This window comes from Actinomadura roseirufa, assembly GCF_900659635.1.
In the GTDB taxonomy this organism is placed as follows: Bacteria; Actinomycetota; Actinomycetes; order Streptosporangiales; family Streptosporangiaceae; genus Spirillospora; species Spirillospora roseirufa.
This window is the reverse complement of sequence record NZ_CAACVB010000004.1, coordinates 23,995-39,194: the sequence shown is the minus strand read 5'-3', so window position 1 is coordinate 39,194 and position 15,200 is coordinate 23,995. Positions and strand designations below refer to the sequence as shown.

Annotated in this window: 13 protein-coding genes; 5 read left to right on the top strand and 8 right to left on the bottom strand. The window is 73.0% G+C overall.

The genetic code is table 11. The features are described from left to right. Positions 1–31 precede the first annotated feature (31 nt). The 3 genes from E1291_RS44975 (at position 32) to E1291_RS01615 (ending at position 3,419) form a co-directional block, all read left to right on the top strand. Positions 32–142 carry a putative leader peptide gene (locus E1291_RS44975; protein ID WP_370770921.1) on the top strand — a complete coding sequence of 37 codons (111 nt, stop codon included), beginning with the start codon at positions 32–34 and terminating at the stop codon, positions 140–142. Between the two features lie 354 nt (positions 143–496). Further along, positions 497–2,338, top strand: a complete 1,842-nt coding sequence (locus tag E1291_RS01620) for a 2-oxoacid:acceptor oxidoreductase subunit alpha (protein WP_131735711.1) — start codon at positions 497–499, stop codon at positions 2,336–2,338. Further along, on the top strand, positions 2,331–3,419 hold the full coding sequence (locus E1291_RS01615; RefSeq protein ID WP_165494915.1) for a 2-oxoacid:ferredoxin oxidoreductase subunit beta: 1,089 nt from the start codon (positions 2,331–2,333) through the stop codon (positions 3,417–3,419). The genes E1291_RS01620 and E1291_RS01615 overlap by 8 nt, the downstream gene beginning before the upstream one ends. Before the next feature lie 449 nt (positions 3,420–3,868). Here E1291_RS01615 and E1291_RS01610 read toward each other — a convergent pair whose 3' ends face one another. The 4 genes from E1291_RS01610 to E1291_RS01595 are packed head-to-tail and all read right to left on the bottom strand — an operon-like array spanning position 3,869 to position 9,009. Next, the gene (locus tag E1291_RS01610; protein WP_131735710.1) at positions 3,869–5,788 is read right to left on the bottom strand and encodes an amino acid adenylation domain-containing protein; all 1,920 of its coding nucleotides are present in this window, start codon (positions 5,786–5,788) and stop codon (positions 3,869–3,871) included. Beyond that, complete coding sequence (locus tag E1291_RS01605; RefSeq protein ID WP_131735709.1) at positions 5,785–6,624, bottom strand: class I SAM-dependent methyltransferase; 840 nt, start codon at positions 6,622–6,624, stop codon at positions 5,785–5,787. The genes E1291_RS01610 and E1291_RS01605 overlap by 4 nt, the downstream gene beginning before the upstream one ends. A 16-nt stretch (positions 6,625–6,640) precedes the next feature. Further along, positions 6,641–7,957 (bottom strand): MFS transporter, encoded by a 1,317-nt coding sequence (locus tag E1291_RS01600; RefSeq protein ID WP_165494914.1) that lies wholly within the window; start codon positions 7,955–7,957, stop codon positions 6,641–6,643. Continuing rightward, positions 7,954–9,009, bottom strand: coding sequence for a pyridoxal-phosphate dependent enzyme (locus E1291_RS01595; RefSeq protein WP_131735707.1), 1,056 nt, complete (start codon positions 9,007–9,009; stop codon positions 7,954–7,956). Before E1291_RS01595 ends, E1291_RS01600 begins: the two co-directional genes overlap by 4 nt. Positions 9,010–9,356: 347 nt before the next feature. Here E1291_RS01595 and E1291_RS01590 point away from each other — a divergent pair, with 347 nt between their 5' ends. Further along, positions 9,357–10,472 (top strand): threonine aldolase family protein, encoded by a 1,116-nt coding sequence (locus E1291_RS01590; RefSeq protein WP_131735706.1) that lies wholly within the window; start codon positions 9,357–9,359, stop codon positions 10,470–10,472. Positions 10,473–10,505: 33 nt separating this feature from the next. Here E1291_RS01590 and E1291_RS01585 read toward each other — a convergent pair whose 3' ends face one another. From E1291_RS01585 to E1291_RS01575, 3 genes are all read right to left on the bottom strand, one after another. Beyond that, complete coding sequence (locus E1291_RS01585; RefSeq protein ID WP_131735705.1) at positions 10,506–11,522, bottom strand: alpha/beta fold hydrolase; 1,017 nt, start codon at positions 11,520–11,522, stop codon at positions 10,506–10,508. Between the two features lie 124 nt (positions 11,523–11,646). Further along, entirely contained in the window at positions 11,647–12,894 is a 1,248-nt protein-coding gene (fmdA, locus tag E1291_RS01580) for a formamidase (protein WP_131735704.1), read from the bottom strand. Between the two features lie 147 nt (positions 12,895–13,041). Continuing rightward, on the bottom strand, positions 13,042–13,320 hold the full coding sequence (locus tag E1291_RS01575; RefSeq protein WP_131735703.1) for an FmdB family zinc ribbon protein: 279 nt from the start codon (positions 13,318–13,320) through the stop codon (positions 13,042–13,044). Positions 13,321–13,462: 142 nt separating this feature from the next. On the opposite strand from E1291_RS01575, the gene E1291_RS01570 reads away from it, so the two are divergent. Continuing rightward, positions 13,463–13,900 carry a MarR family winged helix-turn-helix transcriptional regulator gene (locus tag E1291_RS01570; RefSeq protein ID WP_131735702.1) on the top strand — a complete coding sequence of 146 codons (438 nt, stop codon included), beginning with the start codon at positions 13,463–13,465 and terminating at the stop codon, positions 13,898–13,900. 136 nt (positions 13,901–14,036) lie between these two features. On the opposite strand, the gene E1291_RS01565 is transcribed toward E1291_RS01570, so the two are convergent. Next, the gene (locus E1291_RS01565; protein ID WP_165494913.1) at positions 14,037–15,188 is read right to left on the bottom strand and encodes an IS701 family transposase; all 1,152 of its coding nucleotides are present in this window, start codon (positions 15,186–15,188) and stop codon (positions 14,037–14,039) included. Between the last annotated feature and the right edge of the window lie 12 nt (positions 15,189–15,200).

Below are 15,200 nucleotides of genomic sequence, written 5' to 3'. Positions count from 1 at the left end.
AACTAAATTGGCCCTGTCTAGACTGCGGGTCGTGAACTCCGTGCCCCAGGGGAGCTCCGACTCCCCGACGATCCCGGCGATGCTGGTCCGGCGGCTCCACGTCGACCTGTGCCGCCAGGCCAGCTGCCTGTGTTCGCGGTGAACCCGGGGAGCCGTCCAGGTCGTACAACCGGATAGGACCTGCCCGTATTCAGGAGAGCCGAGTGAAAGCCCGGCCGAGGTGATACGTCTTGTGTTAGGGACGGCGACCTCCCTGGAGCGGGACGTCACATGACGGGCGGAGTGACGGTCTCCGGTCGATCCCTCCTCAGACCGGTGACCATCAAGGGGCCAGGCGGCGGGCGCGAACGGGTCCGTGCCGTCGTTCCACGCCGGCCTCCCGTCCCCCGAAGAGAGCATTCCAACCCGGACATACCATGAAGGTAAGCCTAAGTAGCGTCACGATCCCGGGTGCCTCCCCCGTGATCCGCGCTGCCCGTCGAGGAGGTCTTCCTCTGTGACCAAACAGGTCCAGCAACTCGACCGCGTCATCATCCGTTTCGCCGGAGACTCCGGCGACGGCATGCAGCTGACCGGCGACCGCTTCACCCAGGAGACGGCCGCGTTCGGCAACGACTTGTCGACGCTGCCCAACTTCCCGGCCGAGATCCGCGCCCCCGCCGGCACCCTCCCCGGCGTGTCCAGCTTCCAGCTGCACTTCGCCGACCACGACATCCTCACACCGGGCGACGCGCCCAACGTCCTGGTGGCCATGAACCCGGCGGCGCTCAAGGCCAACCTCGGCGACCTGCCCCGCGGCGCCGACCTGATCGTCAACACCGACGAGTTCACCAAGCGCAACCTGGCCAAGGTCGGCTACGCCGCCGACCCCGTCCAGGACGGCTCCCTCGCCGAGTACCGGGTGCACTCCCTGCCGCTCACCTCGATGACGGTGACCGCGCTGGCCGGCTTCGAGATCTCCAAGAAGGACGCCGAGCGCGCCAAGAACATGTTCGCCCTCGGGCTGCTGTCGTGGCTGTACGACCGGCCCACCGAGGGGACGGTCACGTTCCTGGAGAAGAAGTTCGCCCGCAAGCCCGAGATCATGAAGGCCAACATCGCGGCGTTCCAGGCGGGCTGGAGCTACGGCGAGACCACCGAGGCGTTCTCGGTGCGGTACGAGATCAAGCCGGCCGAGCACGAGCCCGGCCTGTACCGCAACATCACCGGGAACGTCGCGCTGGCGTACGGCCTGGTCGCGGCGGGCCAGCAGAGCGGCCTGCCGATCTACCTCGGCTCGTACCCGATCACGCCGGCGTCCGACATCCTGCACGAGCTGTCCAAGCACAAGCGCTTCGGGATCAGGACGTTCCAGGCCGAGGACGAGATCGCCGCGGTCGGCGCGGCGCTCGGCGCCTCGTTCGGCGGGTCCCTCGGCGTCACCACGACGTCCGGGCCCGGCATCGCGCTGAAGAGCGAGACGATCGGCCTCGGCGTCGCGACCGAACTGCCGCTGCTGGTCATCGACGTGCAGCGGGCGGGCCCCTCGACGGGCCTGCCGACCAAGACCGAGCAGGCCGACCTGCTGCAGGCCATGCACGGCCGCAACGGCGAGGCGCCCGTCCCGGTGATCGCGCCGCGGTCGCCGTCGGACTGCTTCGACGCGGCGCTGGAGGCCGCGCGGATCGCGGTGAAGTACCGCACCCCGGTCATCCTGCTGTCGGACGGCTACCTCGCCAACGGGTCCGAGCCGTGGCGGCTGCCGGACGTGGCGTCGCTGCCGGCGATCGAGCCGAACTTCGCGCCGCCCGGCCAGGAGGACTTCCAGCCCTTCCGGCGCGACCCGGAGACCCTCGCCCGGCCGTGGGCGATCCCGGGCACGGCGGGCCTGGAGCACCGGATCGGCGGCCTGGAGAAGGCCGACGGGACCGGCAACATCTCCTACGACCCGGCGAACCACGACACGATGGTCCGGCTCCGCCAGGCCAAGGTCGACGGCATCGCGCGCGACATCGCGCCTCTTGAGGTGGACGACCCGTCCGGCGAGGCGCGGGTGCTCGTGCTCGGCTGGGGCGGGACGTTCGGGGCGATCTCCGCCGGCGTCCGCCGCGTCCGCAACGCCGGCCACCGCGTCGCGCAGGCGCACCTGCGCCACCTCAACCCGTTCCCGGCCAACCTGCCCGAGGTGCTGCGGTCCTATGACAAGGTCGTGGTGCCGGAGATCAACCTGGGCCAGCTCGCGCTGCTGCTGCGCGGCCGGTACCTCGTCGACGTGATCGGCTACAACCAGGTCCGCGGCCTGCCGTTCAAGGCCGAGGAACTCCAGGGCGTCATCCAGGATGTGATCGACAGTGAGTGACAACGGCGTCAACGGCAACGGCGTCGCCGGAGCCGGCGGGAACGGCAGATCGCTGCTCTCCCTGGTCCCGAAGGCCGACGGGAAACAGACCCTGAAGGACTTCAAGACCGACCAGGAGGTGCGCTGGTGCCCCGGCTGCGGTGACTACGCCATCCTCGCCGCGGTCCAGTCGTTCCTGCCCGAGCTGGGCCTGCGCCGGGAGAACATCACGTTCGTCTCCGGCATCGGCTGCTCGTCGCGGTTCCCGTACTACATGAACACCTACGGGTTCCACTCGATCCACGGCCGCGCGCCGGCGATCGCGACGGGCCTCGCCACGTCCCGGCCCGACCTGTCGGTCTGGGTCGTCACCGGTGACGGCGACGCGCTGTCGATCGGCGGCAACCACCTGATCCACGCGCTGCGCCGCAACGTGAACCTGAAGATCCTGCTGTTCAACAACCGGATCTACGGGCTCACCAAGGGCCAGTACTCGCCCACCTCCGAGATCGGCAAGATCACCAAGTCGACGCCGATGGGCTCGCTGGACGCCCCGTTCAACCCGCTGTCGCTGGCGATCGGCGCGGAGGGCACCTTCGTCGCCCGCACGATCGACTCCGACCGCAAGCACCTGCAGTCGGTGCTGCGCGCCGCGGCCCAGCACCGCGGCACCGCGCTCGTCGAGATCTACCAGAACTGCAACATCTTCAACGACGGCGCGTTCGAACCCCTGAAGGACGCCGCCGTCCGCGACGACGTCACCGTCCGGCTGGAGCACGGCGAGCCCATCGTGTTCGGCGCCGAGCGGACCAAGGCGCTGCGCCGCACGCCGACCGGCTCGTTCGAGGTCGTGAACGTCGCGGACGCCGACCCGGCGGAGATCGCCGTGCACGACGCCCACAACCCCGACCCGTCGCAGGCGTTCGCGCTGTCGCGGCTGGACTCCCCGGCGTTCGAGCACACCCCGATCGGCATCTTCCGCGACGTCGACCGCCCGTCCTACGACGAGCTGATGCGCGAGCAGCTGGACGAGGCCGTCGAGCAACAGGGCAAGGGCGACCTCGCCGCGCTGCTCGGCAGCGGCGACACGTGGAGGATTTGATTTCAATCCCGGCCCACTGCGCTCGCCTAGCGGCTCGCTACGTGACCGTGCTTGTGCGAGCGCGAATCGCTTCGTGTGACGGCTGAGGTCCTTTTCGTGGCGCGTGTTTTTTGGGTTGGTTTGGCCTGGTGAGTGGTGGAGGTCCGTTTCCGGTTCGGCCGGAGCGGGCCTTCGCCCGTATGAAAGCGCTCTCATGGGGCAGTGTTGCCACGGGACGAGGCGGTGCCGCCCCGTGGCCGGCGTGCCCGTCGCCTCGGCTCGCGCGTTCAGGGCGGTCCGTTCGGAGCGTTCTGGACGGGTCGTCCACCGAGGCCAGGCACGATGCGCGGCCCCCGCTCGTCCTGACAGACTGAGGAGATCAAGAGCCGGGGAGGTGACGATGCGGGTCGTTCCGCGCCGCAGCAAGGGTCGTCCGAGGATCGAGACCCGTGCGGCCGCGTCACCGCCGCTCACCGACAAGGACGGGGCGTCCGCCACCGCGCCGGCGCCCGAAGGCAGGTCGCCCGGGGTCTCCCGGGCCGGCGTCTCGACGGCCGAGGGCGGCGGGATCGACCTCGCCCAGGCCGACACCGCTCCGGTCCCGATCGGCTCGGCCGGGACGCGGACCATGCCGGAGCCCGCGGACCTCGCCGGGCCGCCGCCGCGAGCGCCGCGTGGTCGACCTTGCCGTTCGGGGTGAGAGGCAGCCGGTCCAGCTCGACGATCTCCTGGGGGACCATCGCCCGCGGCAGCCGGGCCGCCAGATGGCGACGCAACTCCCCTGCGAGTTGCAAGGCGGCGCGAGCGGGCGTGCTGTTCGGGGTCGCGCGGACGATGTGGGCCACGAGGCGTGCCGGGGGCGTCGCGGCGGGGGCGAAGGCGCTCTCCCTGGCGACGAGGGCGCGACCGCCCCGCCGGCCGGGCACGGTGACAGCGCAGGCGGCGACGGCGGGGTGGGCGCCCAGCACGGCCTCGATCTCGCCGAGCTCCATCCGGACGCCGCCGATCTTGACCTGGCGGTCCGCGCGGCCGAGGTACTCCAGTTCCCCGGAGGCCAGTACGCGCACCAGGTCGCCTGTCCGGTACACCCGGCCCGGCCCGCCGAACGGGTCGTGGTAGAACGCGGCGGCCGTGCGGTCCGGGTCGCCGAGATATCCGCGGCCGACGGCGACGCCGCCGACGAACAGCTCACCGGCCTCACCGCGTGGACAGGCCCGCCAGGCGTCCCCGTCCCACCGCAGGACGTACAGGGTGACGTTGCCTATGGGCCCGCCGATGGGCAGGTGGCGGACGTCCTCGCCCGGGGAGTCCAGCACGGCGTGGGTCACGTCGTCGGAGCACTCAGTGGGGCCGTAGGCGTTCAGCAGCCGGATCCCAGGGAAGGTCGCGCACCACCGGCGGGCCAGCGCCGGCGGCAGTTCCTCCCCGGTGCCGATCATCCACCGGAGCCCGCCGAGCCCGGCAGCGTCACCGGCTACGTCGCCAGCCACGTCACCGGTCGCCGAGGCCGTGCCGTGCGCGTCGAGCAGGAAGAGGATCAGCGTGGGGACGATCTCCAGCACGGTCGTGCCTCGGTCGCGGACGCGGGACAGCAGCAGGGTCCCGTCGCGCGCCTCGTCGTCGGAGTAGATCTGGACGGTGCCGCCCACGAGCAGCGGGGCGAGCATCTGCCAGACGGAGATGTCGAAGCCCAGCGGCGCCGTCTGGGCCAGCCGGTCGGCGCCGTCCAGGCCGAGGTCCGCGACCTTGGCCCACAGGTGGTTCAGCATCCCCCGGTGCTCGACCAGCGCGCCTTTGGGACGGCCCGTCGAGCCCGACGTGTAGATCACGTAGCGGACCTCGTCCGGGGCCGGTGGCAGCGGCCGGGGCGCGGGAGCCTCGACGGCGTCTCCGTCCCGTGGCATCGGCGTCGCGGGGCAGCCCGCCGTGTCGGCTCCGTCCGGCAGGGATCCGTGGTCCGCGGTGTCGCCGGTGAGGACGAGCAGGACGGCGCCGCTGTCGGTGAGGACGCCGCCGATCCGCTCGGCGGGCCAGGCCGGGTCGATGGGCAGGTAGACCGCACCGAGCGTCTCCAGGGCGAGGAACGCGGCGATGACGTCGCCGCCGCGTCCGCCGCCGACGGCGACGACCTGGCCCGCGCGGACCCCCCGCGCGGCCAGGGCCGAGGCCGCGGCGTCGGCCCGCGCGACGAGCGCGGCGTAGCCGAGGGCGCCGCCCGTCTCCTGGACGGCGGGCCGCCAGGGGCTCCGCGCCGCCCACCGCCGCGCGTGGGTGATCACCGCGTCGGTCAGGTCGTAGGGCTCGGTCCGGGTCAGCGCGGCCCGGGTGGCCGCGGCCCGGTCGGCGGCGGAGATCGGCAGCCGGCCGGGGACGGGCGTCGCGAAGGTCATGACCGGTCCCCCTTCTTCCGCGCCACGACCAGCAGGTACTCCACGGGGACGCCGGTGCCGCGGTCATCGGACCGGACGAAGGACCGGGTCATCTCCACCATCTCGGCGCGCAGCTCGGCCCAGCGGCCGGGCGGGGAGATGGAGGTGCGGGCCGCGATGCAGGGCCCGAAGCACGACTCGAAGAACGCGACGAGCGCCTCGGCGTCCGCGAACGGGTACCACAGGTGGCGGCGCTCGGCGATGATCTCGAAGTCCGGGCCGAACAGCTCGGCGAGGTAGCCCTCGTCGCCCCAGAGCATCGGCTGCCCCTGGTGTCCGGCGGGAGAGGGGAAGTAGGACGAGAGGATCTCCTGGAAGTGGGCGGTCCAGCTGCGGCTCGTCCAGTTGCACATGCCGACCCGGCCGCCCGTCTTGCACACGCGTGCCATCTCGCCCGCGGCGGCGTCGTGCCCGGGGGCGAACTGGACCCCGTAGGTGGAGGTGACGAGGTCGAAGGAGGCATCGGCGAACGGCAGGTCCTCGGCGTCGCACCGGTGCAGCCCGATCGTCACCCCGGCACGCTCGGCGCGCTCGCGCGCCTCGGGGAAGAACTCGTCGGTGAGGTCGAGTCCCTGGACGTCCGCTCCGCGCTGGGCGCTGAGCAGGGCCACGTTGCCGTTGCCGGTCGCGACGTCGAGGTGGCGGGTCCCCGGGCCGGGCCGGAGCCGCCCGACGAGCTCGACGGCGCCGGGCCGCAGCAGGTCCGCGACGTGCCGGTACTCCCCGTACGACCACATCGTGCGGTTGACCTCCCGGACGTCCTGGTCGGTGCGCGTGTACCGCGTGTCGGAGTTCATGAACGAGGTCCTTGTCCTAGGGAGTGGTTCCGGCGGGCCGCTGGACGTCGGGTACGGTGTGCGCCGCGCCGTCGCCCTCGTCCGCGGGTCCGGCCCGCAGGACGGCGCAGGGGACGGCCGCGGCGAGCGCGAAGAGGGCGGCCAGGCCGATCCAGCCGGCCGTGCCGAGGGCGAGCACCACGCCGGTCATCAGCACCGGGCCGACGACGCGGTTGGCCAGCGTCCGGCCGGTGCTGAACACCATCAGGTAGGCGGCGGGGGACTCTTCGGGCGCCATGGAGAACGACAGCGTCCAGGCGGCTCCCACCTGCAGCAGTTCGGCGAGGGTCAGCAGGACGATGGCCCCCGCGAAGGCGGTCAGCGCCCAGCGTTCGGGGAAGGACGGCGCGGCGGCGAACAGCAGGCACGCGGCGGCGAGCGTGACGGCGGCGGCCGCGTAGCACGACCACGCGCGCCGGACGGTGGTGAACCAGCGGCTCACGAAGTACTGCAGGAGTATGCACATCACGGTGTTGACCACGTAGAGGATCCCGACGAGCCGCTCGGGGACGTCCGTGCGGGTCACCAGCCACAGCGGGAACGCGACGTTGAGCACCGAGCCCCACAGCGAAAGGACGGCGTTGTAGGCCGTGAAGCCGAGGAGCCCGGTGTCCTTCAGGACCGGGCCGAGGCCGCCGCGCCCCCGCCCGCCTCCGGCGTTCCCCTTCGAGGCGAGCAGCAGGACCGCCACGACGGCGTAGGTGGCGGCGCCGCCCGCCAGCAGCCACCGGAACGACGCCCGGTCCGCGGCGCCCAGCGTCAGCCCCGCGAGCAGGCCGCCGAGGGAGAGCCCGATGTTGACCACGGTGCGCTGGACCGCCATCACCCGGGCGCGCAGGCTCCGCGCCGCCAGCGCCCGCACGTACGCCTGCACCAGCGGCGCCGAGGACTGTTCGGCGACCACGACGGCGAGCGCGACGGCGAGGAAGCTCCACCAGCCGTCCACCCACAGGTAGGCGAGGGTCGCGGCGGCCCTGACCAGGTTGACGGCGGCGAGGACCCGCCTCGGGCCGAGGCGGTCGGCCAGCCGCCCGGCGAGCAGGGCGGCCGGAAGGGCCGCGACGCCCGCGATGCTGAGCCCGGCCCCGATCGAGGCGGTGCCGAGCCCGACGACCGTCTTGAAGTAGACGGCCGAGACTGCCAGGAACAGGCCCGTGCCGGTCCACTCGACGAGGGTCACGACCTGGATGAGCGGCAGGAACTCACCCGGCCTCGGACGCGGCGCGGCGGGTGCGCTCGGCGAAGACCCGGTGCTCAGCGAAGACCCGGTGCTCGGGGACGGTCCGGTGCTCATGGGTAGTCCGGTGCGTTGGAGAAGGCGAGTCCCTGACCGCGCAGAAGCCGGATCGCCCTGCCGAGCTCGGCGGCGATCCCCTGCTCGGCGGCCCATCGGTCGGAGTAGAGCGTGTCGGCGTACTTGGCGCCGCCGTCGGCGGCCAGGCACACCGGCAGCCCGCCGGGCCGCCCGGCGAGCGTGCCGGTGGCCCTCTCGGCGGCGAGATCCGCGAGCAGCGCGCGCACCGTGCAGCCGCTCGACCCGCCGAGCGCGAGGCCGAGGTCGGCGCGCAGGATGCGGCAGACGGCGATGGCCTCGACGTCGTCGACCAGGCGGCGGCGGAACGTCCCGGCGGCGGGCAGGAACGAGGAGCGGCGGCCCGCGCCGATGCCCGGGATCAGCCGGCGGCCGGTGCGGCCGCCGGTCATGGCCGCCGAGCCGGTGACGTCGACGGCCACGCACGCCACGCGCGGCCGCGCCGCCGCCATGTACGCGGCGACTCCCGCGAACGTCCCGCCGGTGGACACCGGGACGTAGACCGCGCTCAGCGCGGTGCCCGCCTGCTCGGCGATCTCCGGGCCGGTGGTGCTCGTGTGGATCTGGGGGTTGGCCCAGTTCTCGTACTGGTTCGGCCAGCGGTGGCCGGGGTTCCGCGCGCACAGGCGCCGCACCGTGTCCAGCCGGTGGAGCAGGTAGCCGCCGCGGCCGTCCGGCTCGTCCACCACGATGAGCCGGGCGCCGCCCTCCAGGAGCGCACTCCGGGTCGAGTGCGGCGTCTTCGGGTCGACGACCGCCACGAAGGAGCAGCCGAGGGACCGCAGGATCCGGGCCAGGGCCAGCCCGAGGTTCCCGGAGGTCGACTCGACCACGACCGTGCCCGGGACGAGGGGACGGTCCTGGTGCAGCCGGCGCAGCAGCCCGGCCGCGGTGCGGTCCTTGACCGATCCCGTCGGGCCCTGCTCCTCCAGCTTGAGGGCGGCGACGCGGGTCCCGCCGCGGAACGCGATCCGGACGTGGCGCAGCGCGGTGCCGTTGATCGTCTCCTCGACGACCGGCTCACCCGGCGGCACGGGCGCCCCTCTCCCCCGACGCGACCCCGGACGCGACCCCGCCCGCGATCACACAATGGCGGGACGGCCTTCCGGCGCCCCTCAGAAATTGATCAGCAAGCTCGGCATGGGAATGAAAGATCATTGTGGGTCGAATTCGTTGACACACCCTTTTCTCAACCCCTTCCGACCCGTCAATGCGGGAGCGTTTCCACAGGCAGGAGGCTAGGTATGCCGTCGCCGCGACCACAACCATCGGTCCGCTCAACGGACCATCGAGCCCAGGTTCGGACACCTTCGTTGACACCGCCTCCAGCGGACGGGCAGCGTAGAAGAAAGCGCGCCACATGATCTCGAAGGCGGTCCTTATGGTCAGCACGGAGGCGAGGGCACCGTCCGCCGACGGGGAGTCCCGCAGGCCGCCGGTCCGGCGGTCCCTGTTCGCGCACGCGCCGATCCGCCGCGAGCCCCGGGCCGCGGTGCGGCGGCTGGCCGACGCCGTGGAGTCCCTCGGCGGCGACGCCGGGCCCGCCCCGGTCGCGGCGCTGGAGCGGCGCATGGCCGGCCTGCTCGGCGCGGACGCGGCCCTGCTGTTCCCCGGCGGGACGATGGCGCAGCAGGTGGCGCTGCGCGTGCACGCCGAGCGGCGGGGGCGGCGCGGATTCGCCGGGCACCCGCAGTGCAACCTGGACGTCTGGGAGATGCAGGGCTACAACGCGGTCCACAACCTCTGGTTCCACCCGGTCGGGGACCGCCACGAGCTGATGACCGGCGCCGATCTCGCCGCGGTCGGGGAGCCGCTGGCGGCGGTCGTCTGGGAGCTGCCGCAGCGCGACCTCGGCGGACTGCTACCGGACTGGGACGACCTGCGCGAGCAGGTCGCCGTCGCGCGGGCCGGCGGCGCGGCCGCGCACGTGGACGGCGCGCGGCTCTTCGAGGCGCGGCTCCACTACGGGCGCCCGATCGAGGAGATCGCCGGGCTGTTCGACACGGTGTACGTCTCGCTCTACAAGGGGCTGGAGGGCATCGGCGGGGCCGTCCTCGCCGGGGACGGGGCCACCATCGCCGAGGCCGCGGTCTGGCGGCACCGGCTCGGCGGCGCCATCGCCGACCCGTGGCCCGACGCGGTGACGGCGCTGGCCGGGCTCGACTCCCACCTGCCGCTGCTGCCCGCCTTCCGCGACCACGCGATCGCGATGGCCGCCGCCGTCAACGCCGACGGCGTCGCGCTGGCCCACCCCGACCCGCCGCAGACGTCCCTCTTCCACGTCCACCTGCCCGCGCCGAAGCGCGCCGTCGAACGCGCCGGCGCCGCCATGATCGCCGAACGGGGCGTCCAGCTCTTCCCGCGGGTGCGGTCCTCTCCGGACCCCACCAGGTGCAGCTTCGAGGTCAGCGTGGCCGACAACGCCATGGACTTCACCCCGGACGAGGTCGTCGGACTTCTCCACGAGCTCCTCGACCGGGCCGCGGCGCTCCGGTAGCCGCCCCGCCCCGGGGCGGCCACCGGGGGCCGGTCAGGAGGACAGCAGCTCGCGGAGCCCGGCGTCGATGAAGGCGGTGTCCTCCGGGTTCTCCCCGCCCCCGGCGAAGTGACCCCACACTCCGGGGATCACGCGCACCTCGGCGTCCGGGATGTGCCCGGCCGCCCACACCTCGTCCTCCGGCGGGAAGTACAGGTCCTTCTCCGCCGGCATGATCAGCGCGCGGGCCCGGATCGAGGCGAGCGCCGCCACGGTGTCGCCGTCGAAGCCCGCGGTGCGTCCGACGTCGGCGTTCTGCCACGTCCACAGCATGGTCAGCAAGTTGTTGGGGTCGCGGTCGTCGAGGAAGAACCCCTCCCAGAAACCGACGAGGAAGTCCTCCAGCGAGGTGTAGCCCATCTGGGTGTAGACGTGGTCCCAGTAGAACGCCTGGGAGAAGCCCCACCCCGCGTACACCCGGCCGGCGGCGCGCAGGCCGGTGACCGGGAGACGGTCGTACCAGCCGCCCGCGAAGACGGCGTCGGCGGTCAGCGCCGCCTTGACGCCCTCCAGGAACACGATGTTGTGCGGGCTCGTCTTGGACGACCCGCAGAACGGGGCGATGCGCTCGACCATCTCGGGATGGCTGACCGCCCACTGGTAGGTCTGGCCGGCCCCCATCGACCACCCGGTGACCAGCGGCAGCCGCTCGATCCCGAAGTGCTCGGTCACCAGCCGGTGCTGCGCCGCGACGTTGTCCTCCATCGTGACGTGCGGGAAGCGGGCCCGGTCGTAGGGCGGCGGGGTATTGCTCGGCGAGCTGGACAGGCCGTTGCCGAGCATGTTCGGGACGATGATGAAGTAGCGGCCGGGGTCGAGCGCCATGCCCGGCCCGATCAGCCACTCGTTGTCCCAGTGCCGTCCCGAGTACCACGTCGGGTACACGATCGCGTTTCCGCGGTCGGGGGCCAGCGTCCCATAGGTCTTGTAGGCCAGCCGGGCGCCGCGCAGCGTCGCGCCGTGCCGCAGCGTGAAGTCGCCCAGGTCGAAGATCTCGTGTTCGTTCGTCACCGGTCCCCCCTTCGGGTCGGCGCGGCGGCGCGGCCCGTCCCCCCACGGGCCACGCCACCGCGTGCTCTGTTCTGTGTGGTCGTGTCAGCGTCGTTCGTCGGCGTGCCCTGGTCGGCGTGCCCGGTCAGGACGAGACGGCGCACTGCCCTCGATCGGCGCGGCGCGGCCCCTCGGCCGTCGGACGGATGTCGAAATCGAAGATCGCGGTGGGCAGGTACAGGGAGCAGCAGGCGTTCGGGATGTCGACCACGCCGCTGACCCGGCCCTCGATCGGCGCGGCGCCGAGCAGCAGGTACGCCTGCGGGCCGCTGTAGCCGAAGGTCTTGAGGTACTCGATCGCGTTGAGGCAGGCGTTGCGGTAGGCGATCGTGGCGTCGTTGTAGTGGTTGGTGTCGGATTCGTGGTCGACGGAGATCCCGATGAAGGACATGAACTCGGTGTAGCGCGGCTCGACGTTGCCGGGCATGAACACGGGGTTGGTGGTCACGCCGTACTTCTCCATGCCTCCCTTGATCAGGTCGACGTGGAAGTCGATGAAGCCGCCCATCTCGATGGCGCCGCAGAAGGTGATCTCCCCGTCGCCCTGGCTGAAGTGCAGGTCGCCGCCCGAGAGCAGGCCGCCGGGCTCGAACACCGGGTAGAAGACGCGCGCGCCGCGGGTGAAGTTCTTGATGTCGTGGTTGCCGCCGTTCTCGCGGGGCGGGACGGTCCGGGCGCCCTCGCGGCCGACCGCGGCCAGCGCGTCGCCCGTCAGCGTCCCGGCCAGCACCCCCTGTTCCAGCGGCGGCAGCGCCAGCGGCGGCACCCGGCCGGGATCGGTGTCGATCAGCGCCTGCTCCCGGCGGTTCCAGCCGGCCAGCAGCTCGGCGGACGGCGCGGTGCCGAACAGTCCGGGATGGGTGATGCCGGTGAAGCGGACGCCGGGGATGTGGCGCGAGGTGGCCTGCTGGCCGTGGAAGTCCCAGATCGCCTTGTAGGCGTCCGGGTAGTGGTCGGTGAGGAAGCCGCCGCCGTTCTGCTTGGCGAAGATCCCCGTGTAGCCCCAGCCCTGGCCGGGCCGCGGCCCCGTCTCCTGGGGCACCGGGCCGATGTCGAGGATGTCGACCACCAGCAGGTCACCGGGCTCGGCGCCCTCCACGGCGATCGGGCCGCTCAGCATGTGGCACGGCGACAGGTCGACGTCCCGGACGTCGTTGGCGGAATCGTTGTTCCCGATCTGGCCGTCGGTCCATTCCTGGCACTCCACCCGGAACTCCGACCCCGGCCGCACCGTCGCCGCCGGGGGGATGTCGGGATGCCACCGGTTGTGGCCGGGATGGGCCTGATCGCGCATGGAGCGGGCCTGGTCGACGCTGAACACGACTTCGGGCATGTGCGCCTCCGTGACGCTGAGTGAGATCGGTCGTCGGGACTTGCCGAGCCGGAGGGGACGTGCGGGGATCGCCCGCCGCCGCGCACCACCGGCTCGTCCCCCGTCAGGGAAGGACCATCAAGCACGGGCCTATCAAGCACGGGCCCATCAAGGACGGGGCAGTTTCGCCTGGCGCGGGTCGGCCGGCGGGGCCGGGCGGGGCCGCTCGGCGGGCCGCGACACGATCCGCGGCTCGTGCGCGCTCGCCGCCTGCGCGTCCAGGGCGCGGGTCAGCGGCCGTCCCGGGCGGATGAGCGCCGGTGCGGTGAACACGCGCCGCGCCGGGGCGCCGCAGTCCGGGCAGGGCCGCCCGGCGGTGCCCTCGCCCATCGGCAGGGCGAGGTCGAAGTGCCCGCATCCGGCACAGCGGTATCGGTACGTCGTCATGACCAGCCTCCCAGCCACTTACTTTCCACAAAAAGTATTTCTCGTGGAAGGATTCGTCAATGCCGTGGCCACGTCTTCGTCAAGAGATCGAAGCGGTTGGAAGGTGAAGAGTTCGGGCGCGAACGGTACGCTGTGGACACCCATGGAGGCGGTAAGGACCGGAGAGCGCGAGCGGGACCTCGCCCACCTGCTCACGCTGGTGGAGCGGCGCGTGGTGTCACGGCTGGCCGCCGTGCTCGCCGCGGCCGGCCACTCGGTCGACGAGTGGCGCGTCCTGTCGCTGCTCGCGGACGGGCACGGGCACGCGATGACCGAGATCGCCGAGCACGCCCTGCTGCCGCCCCCCACCCTCACCAAGCTGATCGACCGCATGGTGGCGGCCAACCTCGTCCACCGCCGGGTCGACAGCGCCGACCGGCGGCGGGTACTGGTGTTCCTCACGCCGCACGGCCGCGAACGGCACGCCGGGCTGGCGGCCGTCGTCGACGGCGAGTCGGACCGGCTGGCCGCCGCCGTCGGCCCGGAGGAGGCGGCCCTCCTCGGCGCCCTGCTCACCCGGATCGCCGGACGCCTGACCTGACCGGCGGCCGGACCTCCCCACCCGCGTCCGTCGCGGAGCAACAGAAGGCGCGCCACAGACCCACGTCCGTGATCTCAAACCCAGCGACCTCACACCCGCCGACCTCACGCCCAGGGACCTCGTGCATGGCGCCTCCTCAGGGGCTGGCGTCGCTGGCGAGCGTCACGCCGGCGTGGGCGAGGAGGGCCAGCGTGATGTAGCGGTACCACGCCCTCCACAACCGCACCTCGTAGTGGTCCAGACCCACCTCGTACCGCGCCGACGCCGCGCACCGCGGGGCGTCCTCGGCCCGCCGGGCGACCTCCGCCAGTTCGGCCAGTGAGGTGGACGGCGGCCCCGCGCACACGTACACGCGCGTGCGCCGCATGTCCCGGCGGACGAGCAGCCAGCGCGCGTGGCCCGCGCCGCCCGGCCGCCCGAGCGGGACCCGGGCGCTGTGGCAGACGCCGTGGCGGCGGACCGGGTCGTCTTGGGCGATGGTGCGCCGCCAGTCCTGCGGCGGGATCGCGGCGATGACCTCTGCGGGGACCGCTCCGGGCACGCCGCGCGGCGAACGTCCCGACCCGTGCCGGTGGCCCGGGGCGAGCCGGACCCCCAGCACGTACGGGACGCCGTGGGCGGAGAGATGGCGGCGCAGTTCGGCGTCGTGACCGAACGGCGCCTCCGCCGCGACCCACGCCGCGGGCGTGCGGGCGGCGAGCGCGCGGCCGACCATCTCCAGCCCGAGCCGCCCGACGCCGCGGAACGGCACGCCGGCCGGGACCCGCGCCAGCGCGCGCCGGGCGGGGTCCCGCGCCCAGCGCGGCGGCAGGTACAACTCCCGGTCGATGATGGCCTGGGCGCGCGGCGCCGCGTAGGTCAGGAACACCGCCACCTGGCAGTTCACCACGCCGCCCGCGGACCGGGAGAACTGCGGCTCGACGCCGACGGAATGGTCGCCCTTCTTGGCGAACCCCTCCTCGTGCAGGACGAGCACCGCGCGCGGGTCGCCGAGGTGCTCGACGACGATGTCGCGCAGGTCGTCGCGGAGCGCGTCGGCGTCCCAGCGGGCGGTCGTGAGCAGCCGCTGCATGCCGTCCGGCCGGGCCTCCCCGGCGTCCTCGGCCAGCCGGGCGCCGGTGCGGCGCCCGGCGGACAGGACCAGCCCGCGCAGGAACGCCAGCGCCCGGTCGCGCGGCTCGGCGCGCGCGAACCGCGGCGCGATCGTCCGGTGCAGGCGCCTGAGCACCAGCTCGGTGCGCAGGAGGTGCACCGGGGTCGCGTCGCGCGACCCGGCGAGGGCGGGCATGGGCCTTCCGGG

Bases quoted from the DNA above. Each gene is read 5' to 3' on its own strand.
- E1291_RS01590 (WP_131735706.1), top strand. From the start codon at position 9,357: ATGGTCAGCACGGAGGCGAGGGCACCGTCCGCCGACGGGGAGTCCCGC.
- E1291_RS01600 (WP_165494914.1), bottom strand. From the start codon at position 7,957: ATGAGCACCGGACCGTCCCCGAGCACCGGGTCTTCGCTGAGCACCGGG.
- E1291_RS01605 (WP_131735709.1), bottom strand. From the start codon at position 6,624: ATGAACTCCGACACGCGGTACACGCGCACCGACCAGGACGTCCGGGAG.
- fmdA (WP_131735704.1), bottom strand. From the start codon at position 12,894: ATGCCCGAAGTCGTGTTCAGCGTCGACCAGGCCCGCTCCATGCGCGAT.
- E1291_RS01575 (WP_131735703.1), bottom strand. From the start codon at position 13,320: ATGACGACGTACCGATACCGCTGTGCCGGATGCGGGCACTTCGACCTC.
- E1291_RS01565 (WP_165494913.1), bottom strand. From the start codon at position 15,188: ATGCCCGCCCTCGCCGGGTCGCGCGACGCGACCCCGGTGCACCTCCTG.
- E1291_RS01570 (WP_131735702.1), top strand. From the start codon at position 13,463: ATGGAGGCGGTAAGGACCGGAGAGCGCGAGCGGGACCTCGCCCACCTG.
- E1291_RS01610 (WP_131735710.1), bottom strand. From the start codon at position 5,788: ATGACCTTCGCGACGCCCGTCCCCGGCCGGCTGCCGATCTCCGCCGCC.